Consider the following 6,320-nt stretch of genomic DNA (forward strand, 5'->3'; position numbering starts at 1 on the left):
AGCGACCCCTAGAAAATTGTCGGCGAGGTGGTGTACGGTCTTTCTGTAGCGACCGATAGACAAATAGGAGGGGGCAGTCATGGGCACGCTGACAGGGAAGACGGCACTGGTCACGGGTGGGAGCCGGGGGATCGGGCGGGCTATCGCCGAGCGACTGGGGCGCGACGGGGCCCGCGTGGCGGTGCACTACGGCACCAACGAGGAGGCGGCCGGGGAGACGGTGGCCGCGATCGAGTCGGCGGGCGGCTCCGCGTTCGCGATCGGGGTGGAGCTGGGCACGCCCGGGGACGCCGAACGGCTGTGGGCGGAGTTCGACCGGCAGGCGGACGGGGTGGACATCCTGGTGAACAACGCGGGCATCGCCGCCGCGCACCCCTTCGAGGAGATCGAGGAGAAGGAGTACGACCGGCTGTTCGCGGTGAACGTGAAGGCACCGTTCTTCCTGACCCGGCTCGGCGCGGACCGGCTGCGCGACGGCGGGCGGGTGGTGAACATATCGTCCGGCCTGGCCCGGGCCGCCACGATGCCCCACCTCCTGGCCTACTCCATGACCAAGGGGGCGCTGGACGTCCTCACCCGGGACCTGTCCAAGCTGCTCGGCCCGCGCGGGATCACGGTCAACTCGGTGGCACCCGGCATCATCGACACCGACATCAACGCCTCCTGGCTGCGCGCGAACGACGAGGCGTGGCAGGGCGCCGCCGCGATATCGGCGCTGGGACGGGTGGGGACGCCGGCGGACGTCGCCGATGTCGTGGCCTTCCTGGCCTCGGACGACGGCCGCTGGGTGACCGGTCACTGGCTGGACGCGACGGGAGGCTCCCTCACCTGAGAGTTTCCCGGGTCTTCCCCGCCTCTTCCCGCGCTCTCGAACGTCGGCTCTGTTAGATTGGTCTAAACCACATAGACGCACAGAGCCCACTTCAGAACGGCAGGCCCAGCGTGGAAGTTGTCATCGTTCCGGACGCCGCGGCGGGCGGCGAGCTGATCGCCGAGGCCATGGCCCAGCTGCTGCGACGCAAGCCCGACGCCCTGCTCGGCGTGGCCACCGGCTCCACCCCGCTGCCCATCTACCAGGCGCTGACCACCAAGGTGCGCTCCGGCGCCGTGGACGCCTCCCGGGCGCGGATCGCGCAGCTCGACGAATATGTGGGGCTGCCCGCGGACCACCCCGAGTCCTACCGCTCGGTGCTGCGCCGCGAGGTGCTGGAGCCGCTGGGCATAGGAATGGACGCGTTCATGGGCCCGGACGGCACGGCGGAGGACGTCCAGGCGGCGTGCGAGGCGTACGACCGGGCGCTCACCGAGGCCGGTGGGGTGGACCTCCAGCTGCTCGGCATCGGGACCGACGGTCACATCGGGTTCAACGAGCCCTGCTCCTCGCTCGCCTCGCGGACCCGGATCAAGACGCTGACCGAGCAGACCCGGATCGACAACGCCCGCTTCTTCGACGGCGACATCGAGCAGGTCCCGCACCACGTCATCACCCAGGGCATCGGGACGATTCTGGAGGCCCGGCACCTGGTGCTGCTGGCGACGGGTGAGGGCAAGGCGGACGCGGTCGCCGCGACCGTCGAGGGCCCGGTGGCCGCGGTCTGCCCCGCCTCCGCGCTCCAGCTCCACCCCCACGCCACGGTGGTCGTCGACGAGGCCGCCGCGTCCAAGCTGAAGCTGGCCGACTACTTCCGCCACACCTACGCCAACAAGCCGGAGTGGCAGGGCATCTAGCGAAGGACACCACCACCGCCGACCCCGGCGGCGGGTCCCCGGCGCGGGCGGGGACGGCCGCCGGGGCGACGGGGAGGAGCGGGGCGGCGGAGGACCGCGGCACGAACGCTCCGGCGGCGGCGCGAGCCGCCGGGCCACCGCGGGGAGCGGCCGGTTGCGCCGACGGCAGACCGCGCGGCCGGCCACGGCGTCACCCACGCGTCGGCTGCGCGCCCGACGATGCTTGGCCTCTCCCTTATTACGGCCCGTGCGCTCGCCCTCGCCCCTCCCGTGCACCGCACCGGAGCGTTCCGCCGGGCCTTCTCCCCACTCCCCCGCCCCGATGGACTAGACCAACAGCGGGTGCGGCGGTATACAGAGGGGATCACGGAGCGTGCGGGTGGAGTACTGGTACAGCAACCCGTGCCACGATGTGAGCCGTGGCCGATGGGATGTCGGTCGCTTTCGGCATCCGGAGCCGGGAAGGCAGAGCATGAGCACCGACGTCAGCAGTGCGGAGAACGAGGCAGGCACCACCCGTACCGCGCGCGTGCCCAAGTACTACCGCTTGAAGAAGCACCTGCTCGACATGACGGAGACGCAGGCGCCGGGTACGCCGGTCCCGCCCGAGCGCACGCTCGCCGCCGAGTTCGACACCTCCCGCACCACGGTGCGCCAGGCCCTGCAGGAACTGGTCGTGGAGGGCCGGCTCGAACGCATCCAGGGCAAGGGCACCTTCGTGGCCAAGCCCAAGGTCTCCCAGGCGCTCCAGCTCACTTCCTACACCGAGGACATGCGGGCCCAGGGCCTGGAGCCGACCTCGCAACTGCTGGACATCGGGTACATCACCGCCGACGACCGGCTCGCCGAGCTGCTCGACATCACCGCCGGCGGCCGGGTGCTGCGCATCGAACGGCTGCGCATGGCCAACGGCGAGCCGATGGCGATCGAGACCACCCATCTGTCGGCCAAGCGCTTCCCCGCCCTGCGGCGCTCCCTGGTGAAGTACACCTCGCTGTACACCGCGCTCGCCGAGGTCTACGACGTGCACCTCGCCGAGGCCGAGGAGACCATCGAGACCTCCCTGGCCACCCCCCGCGAGGCCGGTCTGCTCGGTACCGACGTGGGCCTGCCGATGCTGATGCTCTCCCGCCACTCGCTGGACCGCGAGGGCAAGCCGGTGGAGTGGGTGCGCTCGGTCTACCGCGGGGACCGCTACAAGTTCGTCGCCCGGCTGAAGCGCCCGGCGGAATAACGGCAGGATAACGGCGGGACGCGTTCGCCAAGTCGGTATACCGATATGCGGACGAGGGCTTCCGCTGTCACGACACCGTCACCTAGATTTCCTGCTCATTACACAGGTGATCAGCAAGGGGACGGAGCCGTGGCATGTCCGAAACGCCTGAAGTGAGGCCACCGGTGGTCACACCGGCCAGGGTGATCATCGCCCTGTGTCTCGTCGCGCCCTTCGTGGCGGTGCTGTGGGTCGGCTCGTACTCCAAGGTCGACCCCACGCTCATCGGGATCCCGTTCTTCTACTGGTACCAGATGCTCTGGGTGCTGATCTCCACCGCGCTCACCATGGTGGCGTACAAGCTCTGGCAGCGTGACCAGCGCGCCCGCAAGGAAGCGAGCGGGGGTGCGGCGAAGTGAAGGACGGCGTCAACGGCGTCGCGCTCGGCGTCTTCATCTTCTTCTTCCTCGCCGTCACGGTCCTGGGCTTCCTGGCCGCGCGCTGGCGCAGGGCCGAGAACGAGCACTCCCTGGACGAATGGGGCCTGGGCGGACGGTCCTTCGGTACCTGGATCACATGGTTCCTGCTCGGCGGCGACCTGTACACGGCGTACACCTTCGTCGCCGTACCGGCGGCGATCTACGCGGCGGGCGCGTCCGGCTTCTTCGCGGTGCCGTACACGATCCTGGTGTACCCGCTGATCTTCACCTTCCTGCCCCGCCTGTGGTCGGTCTCGCACCGCCACGGGTACGTCACCACTTCCGACTTCGTGCGCGGCCGATTCGGTTCCAAGGGCCTCTCCCTGGCGGTGGCGGTGACCGGCATCCTGGCGACGATGCCGTACATCGCGCTCCAGCTGGTCGGCATCCAGGCGGTGCTGGACGTGATGGGCGTCGGCGGCGGCGAGAACACCAACTGGTTCATCAAGGACCTGCCGTTGCTCATCGCCTTCGGCGTGCTGGCGGCCTACACCTACTCCTCCGGCCTGCGCGCCCCCGCGCTGATCGCGTTCGTCAAGGACACGCTGATCTACATCGTCATCGCGGTGGCGATCATCTACATCCCGATCAAGCTGGGCGGCTTCGACGACGTCTTCGCCAAGGCGGGCCAGGCGTTCGACCAGGTCAACCCGGCCACCGGCAAGCCGCGCGGGGCGCTCGCGCCACCGGAGGCGGGCCAGTGGACGTACGCCACGCTGGCGCTCGGCTCGGCGCTCGCGCTGTTCATGTACCCGCACTCGATCACCGCGACCCTGTCGTCCCGCAGCCGTGAGGTGATCCGCCGCAACACCACGATCCTGCCGCTGTACTCCCTGATGCTGGGTCTGCTGGCACTGCTGGGCTTCATGGCGATCGCGGCCGGGGTGAAGGTCTCCAACGGCCAGCTCGCCATCCCGCAGTTGTTCGAGGACATGTTCCCGGACTGGTTCACCGGCGTGGCGTTCGCGGCGATCGGCATCGGCGCCCTGGTCCCGGCGGCGATCATGTCCATCGCGGCGGCCAACCTCTTCACCCGCAACATCTACAAGGACTTCATCAAGCCGAACGCGACGGCCGCGGAGGAGACGAAGGTCTCCAAGCTGGTCTCCCTGCTGGTGAAGGTCGGCGCCCTGGTGTTCGTCCTGACCATGGACAAGACCGTGGCCATCAACTTCCAGCTGCTGGGCGGCATCTGGATCCTGCAGACCTTCCCGGCCCTGGTCGGCGGCCTGTTCACCCGCTGGTTCCACCGCTGGGCGCTGCTGGCCGGCTGGGCGGTCGGCATGGTCTACGGCACGGCCGCCGCGTACGGGGTCGCCTCGCCGACGCAGAAGCACTTCGGCGGCTCCGCGAAGGAGATCCCCGGCATCGGCGAGATCGGCTACATCGGCCTGACGGCGTTCGTGCTGAACGTCCTGGTCACCGTGGTCCTGACGGTCGTCCTGAAGGCTCTGAAGGCCCCCGAGGGCATCGACGAGACCAAGCCGTCGGACTACACGGCGGACTCCGGTGACCCGGGTGTCCAGGTGGAACTGCCGCCCGCGACGGCCGGCGCCGGCCACTGACCCACGCCCCGGAAAGACTCGGGCCCTCACAGCGGGCCGCCGGAAGCACGATCACCGGCGGCCCGTTGCCGTACCCGCCCGGCGGACCCGGCCCCACGGCCCCGCCGGACGGCCCCCGGGCGCTCCTCGTCTGCCCGTTGACCGCCCGGAGCGGGGGCGACACAACATCTGGGGGTGTCCGGGCAGCCCGGCACTAGATGTATGCTCGTCCTCGCTGTCGTCGCAGGGGAATCCGGTGCGAATCCGGAACTGTCCCGCAACGGTGTACTTGCGTGCTCGCGCGCCTGTTCAGTCCGAAGACCTGCCGCAGCCCACCCGGCCGTCCGGTCCGGGTGCGTTCCGACGTCCGGGCCTCGTGGAGTGGGCCGGCGGACGCGACGCCGTGTGCGTTCGTGGTCGCCCCCTGCCCTCCGCCAGGCCCCGTGCCGAGCGAGGGAGACCCCCACGTGACCATCGCGCCAGCCGACCCGGCTTCGGTCAGCGGACCGGAGACCGACGGTCCCGGTGCCGCGCTGCTGCGGACCCTGTCCGGGCTGACGGCCGATCTGCCCGACGCCGATCCCGGGCGGGTCGCCGCCGCCGCCCTGCGCGGACGGTCGGCGCGGGCCGACGAGGCGGAGCTGCGCGAGCTGGCCACGGAGGCCGCCGCCGGCCTGATCGCCGAGGACCCCGCCTACTCCCGGCTGGCCGCCCGCCTGCTGACCCTCGCGATCCGGTCCGAGGCCGCCTCCCAGGGTGTGACCTCCTTCACCGGCTCCGTCGAGGTGGGTCACCGTGAGGGCTTGATCGCCGACCGCACCGCCGAGTTCGTCCGCACCCACGCCGCACGGCTGGACGCGCTGGTGGACTCCGCCGTGGCGGAGGGCGCCGACGACCGCTTCGGCTACTTCGGCCTGCGCACGCTGCACAGCCGTTACCTGCTGCGCCACCCGATCACCCGGAAGGTCATCGAGACGCCCCAGCACTTCATGCTGCGCGTCGCGAGCGGCCTGGCCGAGGACGACACGGCCCGCTCCGTGGACGAGGTCGCCTCGCTCTACGGTCTGATGAGCCGCCTGGACTATCTGCCGTCCTCCCCCACCCTGTTCAACTCCGGCACCCGCCACCCGCAGATGTCGTCCTGCTATCTGCTGGACTCCCCGCTGGACGAGCTGGACTCCATCTACGGCCGCTACCACCAGGTCGCCCGGCTGTCGAAGCACGCCGGCGGCATCGGGCTGTCGTACTCCCGCATCCGCTCGCGCGGTTCGCTGATCCGGGGGACGAACGGACACTCCAACGGGATCGTGCCGTTCCTGAAGACCCTGGACGCCTCGGTCGCCGCCGTGAACCAGG

The 6,320-nt window shown here is 70.3% G+C and carries 6 protein-coding genes and 1 riboswitch; all 6 genes read left to right on the forward strand.

The window, feature by feature from the left end; all coding sequences use genetic code 11:
- Positions 1-79: 79 nt before the first annotated feature.
- Positions 80-832: an SDR family oxidoreductase gene (locus tag ABD350_RS15735; protein WP_344348698.1), complete on the forward strand. Its 753-nt coding sequence runs from the start codon at positions 80-82 to the stop codon at positions 830-832.
- A 110-nt stretch (positions 833-942) separates the two neighbouring features.
- Positions 943-1,728: a glucosamine-6-phosphate deaminase gene (gene nagB, locus ABD350_RS15740; protein ID WP_344348699.1), complete on the forward strand. Its 786-nt coding sequence runs from the start codon at positions 943-945 to the stop codon at positions 1,726-1,728.
- A gap of 472 nt (positions 1,729-2,200) precedes the next feature.
- A complete protein-coding gene (locus ABD350_RS15745) occupies positions 2,201-2,962 on the forward strand; it encodes a GntR family transcriptional regulator (RefSeq protein ID WP_289968086.1) in 762 nt (253 codons plus the stop codon).
- 134 nt (positions 2,963-3,096) lie between these two features.
- Complete coding sequence (locus ABD350_RS15750; protein ID WP_344348700.1) at positions 3,097-3,360, forward strand: DUF3311 domain-containing protein; 264 nt, start codon at positions 3,097-3,099, stop codon at positions 3,358-3,360.
- Positions 3,357-4,985, forward strand: coding sequence for a monocarboxylate uptake permease MctP (mctP, locus tag ABD350_RS15755; RefSeq protein ID WP_344348701.1), 1,629 nt, complete (start codon positions 3,357-3,359; stop codon positions 4,983-4,985). Before ABD350_RS15750 ends, mctP begins: the two co-directional genes overlap by 4 nt.
- A 163-nt stretch (positions 4,986-5,148) precedes the next feature.
- A riboswitch (cobalamin riboswitch) is annotated at positions 5,149-5,308 on the forward strand.
- A gap of 123 nt (positions 5,309-5,431) precedes the next feature.
- Positions 5,432-6,320 (forward strand): ribonucleotide reductase N-terminal alpha domain-containing protein (locus tag ABD350_RS15760; RefSeq protein ID WP_344348702.1); only part of this gene is annotated, 889 nt, incomplete at its 3' end.

Source organism: Streptomyces nogalater, from assembly GCF_039532885.1.
In the GTDB taxonomy this organism is placed as follows: Bacteria; Actinomycetota; Actinomycetes; order Streptomycetales; family Streptomycetaceae; genus Streptomyces; species Streptomyces nogalater.